The organism is Kitasatospora sp. MBT66, from assembly GCF_000710405.2.
Lineage (GTDB): Bacteria > Actinomycetota > Actinomycetes > Streptomycetales > Streptomycetaceae > Kitasatospora > Kitasatospora purpeofusca.
Genome location: NZ_JAIY01000003.1, coordinates 236,521 through 252,309 on the forward strand (window position 1 = coordinate 236,521; position 15,789 = coordinate 252,309).

Genomic DNA, 15,789 nt, shown 5'->3' on the forward strand with positions numbered 1-15,789 from the left:
AATCCTCCGAAGCCCAAGCCCGCGAACCCGCCCACGCCTCGGCCGCCGGACCGGTAGCCGTCACCGTCACCCAACCGTCCCAACTCGCAAGGAGCACCCATGGCCTGGGGAACTGACAAGGACAGCAACGGCAAGCACGGGGGCAAGAAGGACCCCGGTACCGCCAAGCCGTCGCCCGACGGCTCGGGGCCGATGCCCGAGCCCAAGCATCGGAAGGACGACGACAAGAAGTGACGGACTCCGTGTTTCGACCGGAGCAGGCCGCCGTGCGCGGCCTGCTCCGGGCCGTCGGCGAAGCGCTCGGCGGGCCCGTCCCCAGTGAATGGCGGGAGGCGATCGAGGCGGTGCCGCGCCATCGTTTCCTCCCCGACCGGGTCTGGCTGGCGGACGGCACCGGCGGCTATGAGCCGTGCGACCTCGGCAGCGACGACCGGCGCTGGTTCGGGGCGGCCTACGCCGACGTGCCGATCGTCACCCAGGTCAACGACGGCCGGGAGTCGTCCGACCCCTGGCCCTCGTCCTCCGCCTCGGCGCCCTCGGTCGTCGTGCGGATGCTCCGGGACCTCGACGTACGGCCGGGCATGCGGGTGCTGGAGGTCGGCACCGGCACCGGTTGGAACGCCGCGCTGCTCGCGTACCGGCTCGGGCCCGGGAGCGTCGTCTCGGTGGAGATCGACGCGGAGGTCGCCCGGCAGGCGTGGGCGTCCCTGAACGCGGCCGGCCTCGGCGCCGAGGTGGTCCACGGCGACGGCGCCGACGGCTGGAGGCGCCGGGCGCCCTACGACCGGATCCTTTCGACCTGCTCCGTCCGCCGGGTGCCGTGGGAATGGATCGAGCAGACCGAGCCCGGCGGCATCCTCCTCACGCCGTGGGACAGCCCGGTGATCTGTTGGGGGCTGCTGAAGCTCACCGTCGAAGAGGACGGGGCAGAGGGCCGGTTCAGCCCCCATTCGGCGTTCATGCTGATGCGCACCCAGCGCCAGGACCTGCGGATCTTCCGTGACGTCGTACGCGACGACCACGTACCCGAGGAGAGCCGGACGTTCTTCGATCCCCAGCACGTCATCGGGGACCAGTGGGAGGCCCGCTTCGCCCTCGGCCTCCGTCTCGGCGATGTGTGGACCGCGTGGGAGGAGGACGCCGCCCGCCTCTGGGTGGCGACCACCGACGCTCGTTCCTGGGCTGCCGTCGATCCCGAGGGACGGGTGCGGCAGTACGGTCCGCGCCGGCTCTGGGACGAGGTGGAGGCGGCCCACCGCTGGTGGAACGAGCAGGGGAGGCCCGGGCCGGAGCGGTTCGGGTGGACGGTCCGGGCCGACGGGCAGGGGCCTTGGCTGGACGATCCCACCAAGTCCGTGCGGCAGTGGGGTTGAGCAGCACGTGGGCCCCTTCGCCCGGAGGGCGAAGGGGCCCACGTCGACCGGTGTCGCGTCAGCGGTGCTTGAACTCCGCCGGGCGCTTCTCGGCGAAGGCGGCCATGCCTTCCTTCTGGTCGGCGGTGGCGAAGGCGGCGTGGAAGAGGCGGCGTTCGAAGCGGACGCCCTCGGCGAGGGTGGTCTCGAAGGCGCGGTTGACCGATTCCTTCATCATGATCGAGGCCGGGGTGGACATCGCGGCGACCTTCTCGGCGGTGGCGAGGGCCTCCGCCAGCAGCTGGTCGGCGGGGACGATCCGGGAGACCAGGCCGGCCCGTTCGGCCTCCTCGGCGCCCATCATCCGGCCGGTCAGGCACAGCTCCATGGCCTTGGCCTTGCCGACCGCCCTGGTCAGCCGCTGCGAGCCGCCGATGCCCGGGATGACGCCGAGCTTGATCTCCGGCTGGCCGAACTTCGCGGTGTCCGCCGCGATCAGGATGTCGCAGAGCATCGCCAGCTCGCAGCCACCGCCCAGCGCGAAGCCGGACACCGCCGCGACCACCGGCTTGCGCAGCGCGCCGAGGCGGTCCCACGGGCCGAGCCAGTCGTCGAGGTAGACGTCCGGGAAGCGGTTGCCCTGCATCTCCTTGATGTCCGCGCCCGCCGCGAACGCCTTCTCCGAGCCGGTGATCACCAGACAGCCGATCTCCGGGTCCCGGTCGAACGCGGTGGCGGCGGCCACGACCTCGTTCATCAGCGTGGTGTTGAGCGCGTTCAGCGCCTCCGGCCGGTTGAGCGTGATCAGCCCGACCCGGCCCTTGCGGTCCACCAGGATCGTCTCGTAGGTCTCGGTCATCGCCGTTGACTCCCTTTCCGCTGCTCGGCCCCGCTCGGGGCGCCCAGGACCGTCCAACGATCTCCGAAACGGGCCGCCTCGCGCCAGTCTCGATCCGCGAGACGGTCGTCACCCGGTCAGCAGGTCACCCGCCCGAACGGGACAGGTCAGCCCAGCCGCAGGTCACCGTCGGCCGGAGGCTCGAAGAACGCGGCCACCGCCCGCTCGTCGACCTCCGCGAGCGTCGCCGGCGACCAGCGCGGGTTCCGGTCCTTGTCGACCACCTGCGCCCGGATGCCCTCCACCAGGTCGTGGTGGGCGACCGCGGCGCAGGACACCCGGTACTCCTGCTCCAGGCTCTCCGCCAGCGAGCCGTGCGACCGGGCCCGGCGCAGCGCGCTCAGCGTGACCTTGAGCATTGTCGGGGACCGCTCGGCGAGCTCCTCGGCCGCCTGCTTTGCCTCCGGCACGCCGCTGGCCACCAGCCGCCCCACGATCTCCTCCACGCTGTCGGCCGCGTAGCAGGTGTCGATCCACCCGCGCTGCTCCGCGAGCGGCGCGGCCGGCGCCGGCTCCGCGTACCGGGCGACGACCTCGGCGGCAGGACCATCAGCGAGGTCGGCCAGCAGCTCCGGCAGCCTCCCCGAGGGCACGAAGTGGTCGGCAAACCCGCACAGCAGCGCGTCCCCGGCGGTCATCGAGGCGGCGGCCAGCCCCAGGTGGGTGCCCAGCTCGCCCGGCGCGCGGGACAGCAGCCGGCTGCCGCCGACGTCCGGCACCAGGCCGATCCGGGTCTCCGGCAGCGCCACCACCGAACGCTCGGTGACGATCCGCACCGAGCCGTGCGCGGAGACGCCGACGCCACCGCCCATCGTGATGCCGTCCATCACCGCGACGTAGGGCTTCGGGTAGCGGGAGATCAGCTCGTTCAGCCGGTACTCGTCGCGCAGGAACGCGCGCGTGCCGGCCCCGCCGACCTTGGCGTCGTCGTGGAACATCCGGATGTCGCCGCCCGCGCACAGTCCGCGCTCCCCGGCGCCGGTCAGCACCACGACCCGCACCGCGTCGTCGTCGGCCCAGGCGTCCAGCGCCGCCCGCACGTCCAGCACCATGCCGTGCGTCAGCGAGTTGAGCGCCCGGGGCCGGTCGAGCACGATCCGCCCCGCCCCGCCGTCCCGCCGGACCAGCACCCCGTCACCCATCGTCCCCACTCCCGTCCGTCGTCGCCGACCGATCCTTCGGACACCGTACTTGGTGTCCGCGCCGGGGGCGGTTGGTGCGATCATGGGCGTCCGTCGTGGGCGGGGGCCGGGGAGAGCGAGGGAGCAGGGTGGGGGACAGTACGGGCGCGGCGACACGGACGGCGCTCCTGATCGGGGTGGGGGACGCCCCGGCGACGGCGCACGTCCTGCCGTCGCTGGAGCCGACGGTGGCGGCCGACCTGCGGGTGCTCAAGGCGGCGTTGGTGGGCAGCGGCTACACCGAGGTGGCGGTCCTTCAGGACGGGAGCCGGAGCGAGATCGCCGAGCGGATCACTACGGCGTCGCGGCGGGCGGAACCGGGAGGGACCCTGCTGGTGTACTTCACGGGGCACGGGGTGCGGATCGGTGACACCGACTACCTGGTCCCCTCCGACGCCCGCGGCCCGCTGGAGGACTCCGGCGAGGCCGACTGGGACCAGCCCTACATCCTGGACTCCCTGTTGGACGCGGACATCAGCCGGTACCTGCGGGACTGCCGGGCGGGCACGGTCCTCTGGATCATGGACGCCTGCCGGTCGGCGGAGGCCGAGGGCGAGGCGGTCTTCGGCAGCCGGATCACCCAGGGGCCGCCGGGCAGCGGCTTCGTGGTGATGACCGGTTGCGGCCCGGGCGAGCGCAGCGGCTTCACCCCCGACGGCAGCCTGTTCACCTCCGCGCTCGCCCGGGCGTTCGACCCGCTCAGCGAGTCGACGACCGTGGAGGAGGTGTTCGGGGCGGCACGCCGACTCACCCGGGAGTCCTCGCTCAGCAGGCTCGGACACGCCCAACTTCCGCAGATCTACTACGGCAACGACCGCGAGCAGGAGACCCGGACGGCGGTCGTGGCCGACGGACGGCGGCTCTTGGGGGCCTGGTCGGAGGCCGTGCGCGCACCGGGGCTGTGGGCGCTGGCGGCGGACGCCGAGGACGAGGAGGTCAAGGCGTTCCAGGAGAGCCTGACCGCGTTCGTGGCGAGCGTCGCCCGGCAGGTCGACCGGGCGCAGAAGCGGCTGCCCGACCCGTGGGCGGACGACGACTTCCCGGTCCGGCTGCTGCGCGACCGGCTGCCGCAGCTCGTGTCGAAGGAGGCGCGGCTGTCCGTACTGGAGGTGGCGGCGCTCGTCGCCGCGGTGTTCGCCCACGAGGCGGCCTGGGCCGGACGGCTCAGCCGGGCCGAGGAGCTCGACCCGCACTTCGCCCACCACGACCCCGCCGCGGACGAACCGAGACGCCACTACGAACTGATCCTGGAGCAGTACCCCCAGGTCGCCGACAAGATCAGGCGGTACCGCCGCTGGAACGGCGTCGAGCCGGAGTCGGAGGCCACCGTCCTCTGGCTGGTCCACCGCTGGATCGCCGAGCGTTTCGAGACCGAGGAACAGGCCGTACCGGCGGCGTTGGGCGACGAGGCGGCGGCCGCGCTGCTCGGGGACGGGACCGCGAACGGGAAGAGCAGCGGCGGCCGGGCCGAGGAACTCTCGGGCGCGCTGCGCGCGATCGCGGCCGGGCTGTCGCTCGGCCACCTCGCCGAACAGGGGCAGGTGTCCTGCCCCGACCGGCACGTGGTGCGCGGAAAGGCCCGCCCGCTGCGCGTACGGCCGCTGACCGCCCTGGTCCGGCTGGCCGGGCTGCTCGCCCTGGACTCCCGGACCCTGCCGGACGTCCTCTCCGAGCACCTCGCCGTCTCCGACTCCGTGCTCCCGCGCGAGGTGCTGTCGGTCCTGGAGCACGCCCACTTGGACGCCGACGACCGGGACGGTCCGGTCCGGGAGCTGCAACTCGACGTCGTCTGCCCGCATCCGGCGATCCACGCCGCCCTCACGGCCGTGGTCGAGGAGGCGGACGAACTCGTGCAACTGCTGGCGGCGGAGGAGCGCCGCCTCCCGGCCGCCGAGGCCGCGCTGCTCGGCGGGTTGCCGTCCCGGGTGACCGGCAGCCGCCTGCGGCCGGCCGAGGAAGCCGGCCGACGGGCGTACGACGTCCCGCTGCTGCGCTTCTCGCTCGCCCAGACCGAGGTACGGCGGCTGCTCATGGGCGAGCAGCTGTACGGCGGACGCCACGACGCCGCCCTCCGGGAGCTGTACCAGAACGCCATGGACGCCTGCCGCTACCGGGCGATGCGCGAACGCTACCTGGGCGCGTGCGGACGGAGCGCCGGCACCTGGGCGGGCTCCATCCGGATCACCACCGGCGAGGACGAGCGCGGCCGCTACGTCGAGTGCCTCGACAACGGCGTCGGCATGACCGTCGAGCAGTTGAAGGGGACGTTCACCCGCGCGGGACGCCGCTTCGAGCAGTCCGGCGAGTTCCGGCGCGAACAGGCCGCCTGGCTCCGGCAGGACAGCACGCTGCGCCTCTACCCCAACAGCCGCTTCGGCATCGGGGTGTTCAGCTACTTCATGCTGGCCGACGAGATGACGATCACCACCCGCCCGGTCGGGACCGACGGCCGGCCCGCCGCCGAGGCGATCCGGGTGAACATCGCGGGCAGCGGCAGCCTGTTCCGGATCCGGCAGGCCGAGGCCGGGGCGGCGGCCGCGCTGGCGGAGGGCGGCACGGCGGTCCGGCTCTACCTGAAGCCGGACCTGATGACCGGGGACGCGTGCGTGGACGCCCTGCGGTCCGTCGTGTACCTGAGCGAGTTCCGGCTGGAGGTCCGCGGTGACTCCGGCGCGGCCCGGGTGTGGGAACCGGGTGTGCTGGCGGAGGGGCGCGGTCAGCGGGCGATCGAGGCCGGCACGGCCGTCGAGGCGGTCCCGGGCACCCTCTGGTGGGTCCAAGGCAACGGGGCGATCCTGTGTGACGGGATCGCCGCGGACAGGTTCCCGCTCGGCTACGTGCTCAACCTGACCGGACCTCATGCGGGCAGGCTGAGCGTCAACCGGGAGAAGCTGGAGTCGTACGACCTGGTGTGGCGGGCGGAGCAGTGGCGCCTCGGCGCCTCGGCGCTGGCGGACTGGAAGGCCCTCACCGCCGATTGGCTGTGGGCCCTGGAGGCCCAGAACCTTCCGGTGGCTCGAGTGATCGCCGAGGAGTGGGCCGGCCGGGGTGTGCTCGTCCGGCGACGGATCGGCGGGTTGGTGGACCTGGACGGGACGGGATGGTTCCCGCCGGACGGTGAGGTGGTGTCGCCGAGGCCCAAGGACACGCGACAGAGGGTCGACCCTGCGGTCGGCCCGTGGCGGGCCGCGGTCCACGACCTCCGGTGGGCCGTGCCGGAGCTGGCGACCCCGCGCTCCCTGGAGGGGTATCCGGTACCGGAACCAGGTTGGGCCAGACTGGCGAAGGAGGAAGCCCGTGACTGGCGCGATGTGGTGTTGGCGGCACGTCAACAGGGCCGGACAGTGGCTCAGATGCTCCGGGCGTTGCGCGGTCTGAGGGTGGCGCACCCGGAGCTGGCCGGCCCTGCGGTCCGCACGGGTGACCTGGACTGGGTACCGGACCGCCTCGACCGGATGGTCGCCGACCTGCTGTTGTGGCCGGACGGCAAGGACCACCGCCTGAGCTCCGACCTGGACGGGTACCGGCACGGCCCGCAGGACCACCGGGGCCTGGTCCGCGTCTCGGCGACCGGTCGGCGCAGCCTGGGTGAACTCGCCGAGCGTTTCGCCCGGTACGCGCCGTTCCTCGAACGACCACTGGCCGAACCGCCCGCAGCCGCCCGCGACCACGTGTGCGGCGAGCAGGAGGTCTCCGTCCTGTACGTCATTGACGACAAGGGGCGGATCGACCATCCGACAGCCGGGCCGTGGGACTTGGTCGCGCACGCGGAGCGAACCGGGCTGGAACCGGAGGAGGCCCGGCGGGTGCTGGCCGGACTCGCCTGGCTGGGGTGGACCGTCCCGTCGCGGGAGGAGACGGCCGCGTGGTCCGCGCTGGAGCCGGATCTCCGGAGTGTCCTCTCGCAGTACCTCCTCGTCGACGCGGCGGGGCAGGTCGAGTTCCCCTGGGCGGCGACCCTCGGCCTGGCCGCGCGGTGGGAGACCACCGTGCGGAAGGCCGAGAAGATCATCGCCAAGGTGGCGCCGGCGCTCGGCGCCGTCCACCGGCGGCGCTACGCGTCGGGGGCGGGGGCGCGGGGCTTCGTGCCCGACCCGGAGACGGCCGACACCGCGCTCTGGCTGCACGAGGACGGGGTGCGGCTGGAGGACGGGGTGTCGCTCCGGGACCTCGCGTTCAGCCGCCGGTACGCGATGTCCTGGGAGGAGCGCGCGGCCGTCGTGGACGACCTGCGCGCCGCGGGCGTGGACATCCCGGACGCGGCGGCGCTGCTGGCGGAATGGGACGAACTCCCGGTCCCCAGCCGGTACGCCTTCTCCGGGCTGGACCCGGGCTTCGACGGAGCGAACTACCCCGTGCCGCCCGCCCCCGCGGTCCTCTTCACCGGGAGCGCGCACCTGCGGCAGACGCTCGGCTACCTCTGGGACCTCGCGGGCGAGGAGACCGGGCGGCTGGGACTGCCCGGGCTGGCGCCGCCGGAACTTCCGGACCGCCTGCGGGACTTCCGCCCTACCTGGGACGAGCGCTGGGCGCTGGCCGACCAGGCCGACGACGAAGAGTTCGACGAGTGGTTCGAGACGCCGAGCTGGACACGCCTCGATGCCGCGCGGCTGATCCATTACGCCCGGAAGAAGCGGATCGGGGCGCGGGAGGCGTTCCGTCTCCTCGAAGGGTTCCGGGCCATCGGCGCCCTGGTGCCCGAGCTGTCCCCGGCCGAGGTCGCCGAACTGCCCGAGACCGTCCCTGATCCCTGGGACGTCGCCGCGCTCGACCCGAAGCACCGGGTCTCCCCACGAGGTGCCCCGCTCGTCCCGCTCGACCTGGTCAGCATCGCCTGCCGCCTCGGCGAGCCCCTCGACCGGGCCTGGCAGCGCATCGAGCCCTACCGCGCCCTGGAGGAGCGGCCCACCCTTTTCGAGGACGTGCCCCCGGTCCAGCCGCTCTGGCAGGACCTCGCGATCCTCTCCGTCGGCTTGGACGGCCTGCTCCCGGCTCTCACCGGTCCGGTGACACCCGAGCGGCTGGCGTTCGCGGCCGAAGGAGTCGGCGAGACGCCCGCCTGGGTCCGCGACCGACTCGCCCTCTACGCCGAGCTCTTCGGCCTGGACCTGCCGTCCGCGCCCACCACCGAACCCGACGCAGAACAGGAACGGCCATGAGCACCACCCCGACGCCGCACGACCACCACCTGCCCTACACGGAGGCCGACCTGGGCGAGGTCGACGGCGCGTCGTTCAGCCAGTCCGCCGCGCCGGACGGCCGCTCGGTCCGGGTCACCGGAACGTGCCCGCGCTGCCACGGCGGGACCGGCAGGGAGTACCGGCGCGGTAACCCCGGCACGGGGACCAAGGGCCTCTTCGACCGCCTCTCCGGTCGCTCGGGCGGCACGGCGCCGCCGGAGCCGGACCCGCTGCACGACGAGGTGCACTTCTGCGAGTGCGGGCACGGACACCCCCGGATACCGGCCGAGGTCCACTTCGTGGGCTGCGGCGCCAGCTGGCGGATCGCCCCGTGAGCGCCCGCTCCGACCGGCGGTGGGCCGAACTCGCCGAGGACCTGGAGTTCACCCGTCTCCCGGAGCTGCGCCGGCAGGCCGAGGGCTGGCGCACCGGCCTCACCGGGCTGACCGCGCTGCTCGCCGTCCTGGTGCTGCTCAAGGGCCGGGACAGCCTCGACCAGCTCCCGGGCTGGGCGGGCAACACGGCGACGGCGCTGCTCGCACTGGCGTTCCTGCTCCTGGTGACGGGCTCGCTGCTGGCGGTCCGGGCGGCGCACGGGGTGCCCGGTGAGGAGATCCTGCTCGGCGGGCAGGCGCTGCGGCGTTGGACGGAGCACGAGGTGGGCCGGGTGACCCGGGCGCTGGCCCGGGCCTCGGGTTGCTGTGCGGTCGGACTGGTGCTGGCCGTGGGGGCGCTGGCGCTGGCCTGGGCGACCACGGAGGCGGCCCCGTCGCACCTGGTCCGGGTGCGGACCGGCAGCACCGACCTGTGCGGGGAACTGATCAGGGCGGACCGGGCGCAGCTCGTGCTGCGGACCGGGCCGGACCGCGCGGAGCGGACCGTCCCGCAGGTCGATGTGACGGGCCTCGAAGCGGTCGGCTCCTGCCCGAAGTGAGAAGTGAGAAGTGAGAAGTGAGAAATGGGAGTACGGAGGGCGGCACCGGTGGTGACCGGTGCCGCCCTCCGTTCCAACGGTGGTGCCGCCGACGGGGCCCGGGTGGTGGCCCCGTCGGGTCAGGGGGTGACGCGCCCTGCCACCTCGCCGAAGCCGATGACGGTGCCGTCCGGGCCGGGGGCGGTCGCGGTGATGGTCACCTCGTCGCCGTCCTCCAGGAAGGTGCGGGTGGTGCCGTCCGGGAGCTTGAGCGGGTTCTCGCCGTTCCAGGTGAGCTCGATCAGGGCGCCGCGGGTCTCCGGCTCCGGGCCGCTGACGGTGCCGGAGGCGAAGAGGTCGCCGGTGCGCAGCGAGGCGCCGTTGACCGTCATGTGGGCGAGCTGTTGGGCGGCCGTCCAGTACATCGAGGCGAACGGCGGGCGGGAGACCTGGTGGCCGTTCAGCCGGACCTCCAGGGCGAGGTCCAGGCCCCAGGGCCGGTCGCCCGCGCGGTCGTCGAGGTAGGGGAGCAGCTCGACGTCGCGGGTCGGCGGGGTGACCCGGGCGTGCTCCAGGGCGGCCAGCGGCACGATCCACGGCGAGACGGAGGTGGCGAAGGACTTGCCGAGGAACGGGCCGAGCGGCACGTACTCCCAGGCCTGGATGTCGCGCGCGGACCAGTCGTTGACCAGGCAGACGCCGAAGACGTGCTCGTCGAAGCGGTCCAGGGTGACCGGCTCGCCCAGCACCGAGGGCGCGCCGACGACGAAGCCGACCTCGGCCTCGATGTCCAGCCGGCGGGTCGGCCCGAAGGACGGGGCGGCGTCGGCGGGGGCCTTGCGCTGCCCCTGCGGGCGGCTCACCGGGGTGCCGGACACCACCACGGTGCCGGAGCGGCCGTGGTAGCCGATCGGCAGGTGCTTCCAGTTGGGCGTCAGCGGCTCCGACCCGGGGCGGAAGATCTTCCCCAGGTTGGTGGCGTGGTGCTCGGAGGCGTAGAAGTCGACGTAGTCGGCGACCTCGAACGGCAGGTGCAGCGTCACCTCGGCGAGCGGCAGCAGCAGCGGGGAGAGCGCGTCCCGGTGGGTCTCGTCGGTCAGCCAGCGGGTCAGCGAGGCGCGGACCGCGGTCCACACCGGGCGGCCGGCCGCCAGCAGCGGGTTGAGCGAGTCCGCGTCGAGCAGGACGGAGGGCTCCCCGGCGGCCCGGGCGGCGGCGCCCGCGTCGAGGACGAAGTCGCCGATCCGGACGCCGATCCGCCGCACGCCGGGCCGGTCGGCCGCGGTGAAGACGCCGTACGGCAGGTTGTGCACGCCGAACGGCGAGTCGTTCGCGGGGGCGAGCCAGCTGCGGGGGGTGGTCAACGGTCCTCCTGGGGCGTCAGGGCGGGCGACAGCAGGCCGAGGGCGGCCAGGTCGTCCAGGGGCTCGGCGATGCTACAGGTGCCGAAAGCGGTGAACGAGTTGCGGATCACCGTCACCTGACGGTCCGTCAGTGATCGAACGGCCTCGGCGAGCACCGCGCCGGAGCGCTCGGCCAGGATCTCGGCCGCCGCCTTCGGGTCGGTCTCGGCCGCCGCCAGGAGCACGTTCAGGAAGCCGTGGTGCTCGAAGCCGGTCGCCGGGTCGGTGTGCCGGACGGCGTGGTGCAGCCCGGCGGTGCACTTGTACGGCAGGCCGCGCTGCGCGCACCCGGTGAGGAAGCCCGCGAGCTCGGCCTCGTCCGGGAAGGCGCCGGCGACCACGCCGCCGGTGCGGAACTTGGCCCGGTACGGGCTGTCGACGAGGACGTCCAGGACCTCCTCCAGCCCGTCGCCGCGCAGCAGTTCGCGCGGCAGCTCGACGGCGGCGGGCACGTCCGGCGGCAGCAGCAGGTCGAGTGCGGCGACCGCCTCGTGGGCGTCCCGGGTGGCGAGTTCGACGCCGGCCACCGCGAACGGGGCGGCGGCGGTGAGGGCCGGGCCGAGCTCGGAGCTGCCCCCCGGCAGCACCAGGCCGACCCGGAGCCGGGGGCCGGTACCATCCGCCGCGGGAGCCGCAGTGACCGTCAGCGCGTCCGCAGCGGCGGCCAACTCGCCCAGCCGGCCAGCCCCGCAGAGCAGCGGGCCGACGGCGTCGGCGTACGGGGCGGCGCGGTGCGCGAGGTGCGCGGGCACCGCCTCGGCGACGGGCAGGTTCCCGGGCGGGAACACCGCCGCGTCGTCGAACAGCCCCTGGAACAGCGGCGGGACGACGGCAGCCCCGGCGGCGGCCGGGGTGGCGGGAGTGCTGCTCACGACTGCGGCCCCCGACCGGCCCAGGTCCAGGCGTAGTTCGGGTCCTCGCTCGCCCGCCCGCCCTCGCCCAGCTCCAGCGGGCGGAAGGTGTCCACCATCACCGCGAGCTCGTCGAAGAACTCCGCGCCGATGGAGCGCTCGTACGCGCCCGGCTGCGGGCCGTGGGTGTGCCCGCCGGGGTGCAGCGAGATCGAACCCTGGGCGATGCCCGAGCCCTTGCGGGCCGCGTAGTCGCCGCCGCAGTAGAACATCACCTCGTCGCTGTCCACATTGGAGTGGTAGTACGGCACCGGGATCGACAGCGGGTGGTAGTCCACCTTGCGGGGGACGAAGTTGCAGATCACGAACCCGTTGCCCTCGAACACCTGGTGGGCCGGCGGCGGCTGGTGGATCCGCCCGGTGATCGGCTCGTAGTCGCTGATGTTGAACGCGTACGGGTACAGGCAGCCGTCCCAGCCGACCACGTCGAACGGGTGGTGCGGCACGGTGTAGCGGGTGCCCGCGATGCCGTTCGGGCCGCGGTGCTTGACCAGCACGTCCACGTCCGTGCCGTCCACCAGCAGCGGGCCGGACGGGGCGCGCAGGTCCCGCTCGCAGTACGGCGCGTGCTCCAGCAGCTGCCCGTACTTGGAGAGGAAGCGCTTGACCGGGGTGATGTGGCTGTTCGCCTCGATGCAGTAGGCGCGCAGCGGCTCCTCGCCGGTCGGCACCCAGCGGTGGGTGGTCGCCCGGGGGATGATCACGTAGTCGCCCTGGCCGACCTCCAGCGTGCCGAAGACCGTCTCCAGGGTGCCGGAGCCGGACTCCACGTACACGCACTCGTCGCCGAGCCCGTTGCGGTACAGCTCGCTCGGCGCCCCGGCGGCGACGTACGAGATCCGCACGTCGCCGTTGCCGAGGACGAGCCGGCGGCTGCTGACGACGTCCGCGGACTTCCACTCCTGGCCCGCGAACAGCTCGTGCAGCTTGAGGTGCCGGGGGAGCAGGGGGTGGTTGGCGACCGTCGACTGGTCGGGCAGCTCCCACGCGACCGCGTTCACCACGGCCGAGGGGATGCCCCGGTGGTAGAGCAGCGAGGAGTCCGAGGAGAACCCCTCCTCGCCCATCAACTCCTCGTAGTACAGCCCGCCTTCGGGCGTACGGTGCTGCGTGTGCCGCTTGGGCGGGATGCTGCCCAGCTGCCGGTAGTGCGCCATCGTCCCTGCTCCTCCCGGACCCTCCGGGGCCCAGACCTTCGTACGGCTCCAGCGGTGCCCTGTCGCCCTCGGGGGCGTCGCCCGTGGGGCGGGGCCGGCCTCAGAGGTTGCCGCGGGCGTCCTGCTCGCGCTCGATGGCCTCGAAGAGCGCCTTGAAGTTGCCCTTCCCGAAGCCCAGCGAACCATGCCGCTCGATGAACTCGTAGAAGACGGTCGGGCGGTCGCCGATGGGCTTGGTGAAGATCTGCAGCAGGTAGCCGTCCTCGTCGCGGTCGACCAGGATGCCGCGCTTCTTCAGCTCCTCGATCGGCACCCGCACGTGGCCGATCCGCTCGCGCAGCTCGGGGTCGTCGTAGTACGAGTCGGGGGTGTTGAGGAACTCGACGCCGCGGGCGCGCAGCACGTCGACGGTGGTGAGGATGTCGTTGGTGGCCAGCGCCATGTGCTGGCAGCCCGGGCCGGTGTAGAACTCCAGGTACTCGTCGATCTGCGACTTCTTCTTGGCGATGGCCGGCTCGTTGAGCGGGAACTTCACCCGGTGGTTGCCGCTGGCGACGACCTTGGACATCAGCGCGGAGTAGTCGGTGGCGATGTCGTCGCCCACGAACTCGGCCATGTTCACGAAGCCCATGACCTTGTTGTAGAACGTCACCCACTCGTCCATCTTGCCCAGCTCGACGTTGCCGACCGCGTGGTCCAGCGCCTGGAACAGGCGGCGCGGCGAGCCCTCGGGGTGCTTCACCCGGCTCTCGGCGGCGATGTAGCCCGGCAGGTAGGGGCCGGTGTAGCGGGAGCGGTCGACGAGGGTGTGCCGGGTCTCGCCGTAGGTGGCGATCGCGGCGCGGCGGACGGTGCCGTGCTCGTCGGAGACGTCGTTCGGCTCCTCCAGGATCGTGGCGCCCTGGGCGCGGGCGTGCGCGATGCACTTGTCCACGTCCGGCACCTCCATCGCCAGGTCGACGACGCCGTCGCCGTGGCGGCGGTGGTGGTCCAGCAGCGGGCTGTCCGGGGCGACACCGCCCTTGATCACGAAGCGGCAGGAGCCGGAGCGCAGCACGTAGGCCTTGCGGTCGCGGCGGCCGGTCTCGGGGCCGGAGTAGGCGACCAGCTCCATGCCGAAGACGACCTGGTAGAACTGGGCCGTCTGGGTGGCGTTGCCGACCACGAAGACGACGGCGTCCTGCGCGGTGACCGGGAACGGGTCGGTGGCGGGGTCGTGCTCGACGAGGCCGACGAGGCGGCGCAGCTGCTCGGCGTCGAGACCGGCCTCGCGCTCCTCGGGGGTCAGCTCAAGGGCGTGGGTCTGCGGGGTCATCGGTCGTTCCTCCACATTGAGGCCTCGGCGTTGAGGCATCCGCTGGTGGCGGCCGCGCCGCTGGGGGATGGGCAAGGCTGTGCGGGCGGTTGAGCGCTGAGCTTGCTCCAGTCGGGGTGGTTGGGCAACAGGTCGGGTTTTCACTGTTCAATGTGTACAAGGTGATCAGGAAATCGCTGACCGGGCTGTGCAGAATGCCTGGTGGATCAGCGGTGTTTCACGGGTTCTGCGTAACGGGCGTCGGCGGGTCGTCGGGGGTCTGCGGGCCCGCGCCGGAGTGCTCGCGGAACCGGTCCCGGAACCAGTCGCGGGCCAGCTCGGCGACCCGGTCCAGGGTGCCGGGCTCCTCGAAGAGATGGCCAGCGTGCGGGACCACCGCCAGTTCACTCTCGCAGCGCAGCTGCTCGCGCGCCCGCCGGTTCAGGTCGATCACCTCGTGGTCCCGGCCGCCGACGATCAGCAGGGTCGGCGCGGTGACGGCGGCCAGCGTCCGGGGCCCGGCCAGGTCCGGCCGCCCGCCCCGGGAGACCACGGCGGCCACCCCGTCGCCGAGCCGGGCCGCCGTCCACAGCGCGGCGGCGGCGCCGGTGCTCGCGCCGAACAGGCCGAGGGGGAGCGGGGCGCCCGCGGACGGTCCGGCCACGGGGTCCCCGGGCAGTGCGCGGGCGACGTCGGTCAGCCGGGCGCCGAGCAGGGCGACGTCGAAGACGTTCCGCCGGTCCGGCTCCTCGTCCTCGGTGAGCAGGTCGAACAGGAAGGTGGCCAGCCCGGCGCGGTTCAGCTCCTCGGCCACCCGGCGGTTGCGCGGGCTGTGCCGGCCGCTGCCGCTGCCGTGCGCGAACACCACGGTGCCGCGGGCGCCGGCGGGGACGGTCAGCCGGCCGGTCAGCCGGACGCCGGCGGCGGGGAGGGTCAGCTCGCGGTCGGTGGCGACGGCGGCGGGGAGTCCGGTCCCGGGGCCGAGCCGGTCGCGGGCCTCGGCGAGCCGGCGCAGCACCTCGGCGTCCCCGGTCTGCGAGAAGTCGGCGTAGAACTCGCCGATCGCGAAGAACGGCGAGGGCGTGCCGACGCAGACCAGCTCGTCCGCGACGTCGCCGAGCCGTTCCGTCCAGTCCTCCGGCGCCACCGGCACGGCCAGCACCACCCGCCGGGCGCCGCGCGCCCGCACGATCAGACAGGCGGCCCGCGCGGTCGAACCGGTCGCCACGCCGTCGTCGACCACGACCACCGTCCGCCCGCGCAGGTCGACCGGCGGCCGGTCGCCCCGGTAGCGGCGGGCCCGGCGTTCCAGCTCCGCCCGTTCGCGCGCCTCCACGGCGGCCAATTGCCCCGGGGTGACCCGCGCGGGCCGCAGCACCTGCTCGTTGAGCACCCGCACCCCGTCCTCGCCGATCGCGCCCATCCCCAGCTCCGGCTGGTGGGGGAGGCCCAGCTTGCGGATGACGCAGATGTCCAGCGGTGCGCCGAGCGCGGCGGCCA

At 73.6% G+C, this 15,789-nt stretch carries 12 protein-coding genes; 5 read left to right on the top strand and 7 right to left on the bottom strand.

Annotated elements, in window-relative coordinates; genetic code table 11:
- Window positions 1-99 precede the first annotated feature (99 nt).
- Together BI06_RS54610 and BI06_RS03010 are read left to right on the top strand one after the other, a co-directional pair.
- A complete protein-coding gene (locus BI06_RS54610) occupies window positions 100-234 on the top strand; it encodes a hypothetical protein (RefSeq protein ID WP_255360179.1) in 135 nt (44 codons plus the stop codon).
- A complete protein-coding gene (locus BI06_RS03010) occupies window positions 231-1,373 on the top strand; it encodes a methyltransferase domain-containing protein (RefSeq protein WP_043464854.1) in 1,143 nt (380 codons plus the stop codon). Before BI06_RS54610 ends, BI06_RS03010 begins: the two co-directional genes overlap by 4 nt.
- Window positions 1,374-1,431: 58 nt before the next feature.
- Here BI06_RS03010 and BI06_RS03015 read toward each other — a convergent pair whose 3' ends face one another.
- Window positions 1,432-2,211, bottom strand: a complete 780-nt coding sequence (locus BI06_RS03015; RefSeq protein ID WP_030391862.1) for an enoyl-CoA hydratase — start codon at window positions 2,209-2,211, stop codon at window positions 1,432-1,434.
- Between the two features lie 146 nt (window positions 2,212-2,357).
- A complete protein-coding gene (locus BI06_RS03020; RefSeq protein ID WP_043464856.1) occupies window positions 2,358-3,392 on the bottom strand; it encodes an enoyl-CoA hydratase/isomerase family protein in 1,035 nt (344 codons plus the stop codon).
- 128 nt (window positions 3,393-3,520) lie between these two features.
- Here BI06_RS03020 and BI06_RS03025 point away from each other — a divergent pair, with 128 nt between their 5' ends.
- From BI06_RS03025 to BI06_RS03035, 3 genes are read left to right on the top strand one after another with little or no spacing between them, the layout of a single operon-like run.
- The gene (locus BI06_RS03025; protein WP_051740164.1) at window positions 3,521-8,590 is read left to right on the top strand and encodes a caspase family protein; all 5,070 of its coding nucleotides are present in this window, start codon (window positions 3,521-3,523) and stop codon (window positions 8,588-8,590) included.
- On the top strand, window positions 8,587-8,946 hold the full coding sequence (locus BI06_RS03030; protein WP_043464859.1) for a hypothetical protein: 360 nt from the start codon (window positions 8,587-8,589) through the stop codon (window positions 8,944-8,946). The genes BI06_RS03025 and BI06_RS03030 overlap by 4 nt, the downstream gene beginning before the upstream one ends.
- On the top strand, window positions 8,943-9,545 hold the full coding sequence (locus BI06_RS03035) for a hypothetical protein (protein ID WP_043464862.1): 603 nt from the start codon (window positions 8,943-8,945) through the stop codon (window positions 9,543-9,545). The genes BI06_RS03030 and BI06_RS03035 overlap by 4 nt, the downstream gene beginning before the upstream one ends.
- 119 nt (window positions 9,546-9,664) lie before the next feature.
- Here the strand turns inward: BI06_RS03035 and fahA are convergent, their stop codons facing one another.
- The 5 genes from fahA to BI06_RS03060 all read right to left on the bottom strand — a co-directional run.
- On the bottom strand, window positions 9,665-10,888 hold the full coding sequence (gene fahA, locus BI06_RS03040; RefSeq protein WP_030391867.1) for a fumarylacetoacetase: 1,224 nt from the start codon (window positions 10,886-10,888) through the stop codon (window positions 9,665-9,667).
- On the bottom strand, window positions 10,885-11,799 hold the full coding sequence (locus tag BI06_RS03045; RefSeq protein WP_051740165.1) for a hypothetical protein: 915 nt from the start codon (window positions 11,797-11,799) through the stop codon (window positions 10,885-10,887). Before BI06_RS03045 ends, fahA begins: the two co-directional genes overlap by 4 nt.
- A complete protein-coding gene (locus BI06_RS03050) occupies window positions 11,796-12,995 on the bottom strand; it encodes a homogentisate 1,2-dioxygenase (RefSeq protein WP_030391869.1) in 1,200 nt (399 codons plus the stop codon). The genes BI06_RS03045 and BI06_RS03050 overlap by 4 nt, the downstream gene beginning before the upstream one ends.
- Window positions 12,996-13,095: 100 nt before the next feature.
- Entirely contained in the window at window positions 13,096-14,310 is a 1,215-nt protein-coding gene (gene hppD, locus BI06_RS03055; RefSeq protein ID WP_030391870.1) for a 4-hydroxyphenylpyruvate dioxygenase, read from the bottom strand.
- Between the two features lie 217 nt (window positions 14,311-14,527).
- On the bottom strand, window positions 14,528-15,789 hold a 1,262-nt coding region (locus BI06_RS03060; protein ID WP_051740166.1), incomplete at its 5' end, for a phosphoribosyltransferase family protein.

Excerpts from the sequence above, each read along its gene's own strand:
- BI06_RS54610 (WP_255360179.1), top strand. The coding sequence starts at position 100 with ATGGCCTGGGGAACTGACAAGGACAGCAACGGCAAGCACGGGGGCAAG.
- BI06_RS03015 (WP_030391862.1), bottom strand. The coding sequence starts at position 2,211 with ATGACCGAGACCTACGAGACGATCCTGGTGGACCGCAAGGGCCGGGTC.
- BI06_RS03020 (WP_043464856.1), bottom strand. The coding sequence starts at position 3,392 with ATGGGTGACGGGGTGCTGGTCCGGCGGGACGGCGGGGCGGGGCGGATC.
- BI06_RS03030 (WP_043464859.1), top strand. The coding sequence starts at position 8,587 with ATGAGCACCACCCCGACGCCGCACGACCACCACCTGCCCTACACGGAG.
- BI06_RS03050 (WP_030391869.1), bottom strand. The coding sequence starts at position 12,995 with ATGGCGCACTACCGGCAGCTGGGCAGCATCCCGCCCAAGCGGCACACG.
- hppD (WP_030391870.1), bottom strand. The coding sequence starts at position 14,310 with ATGACCCCGCAGACCCACGCCCTTGAGCTGACCCCCGAGGAGCGCGAG.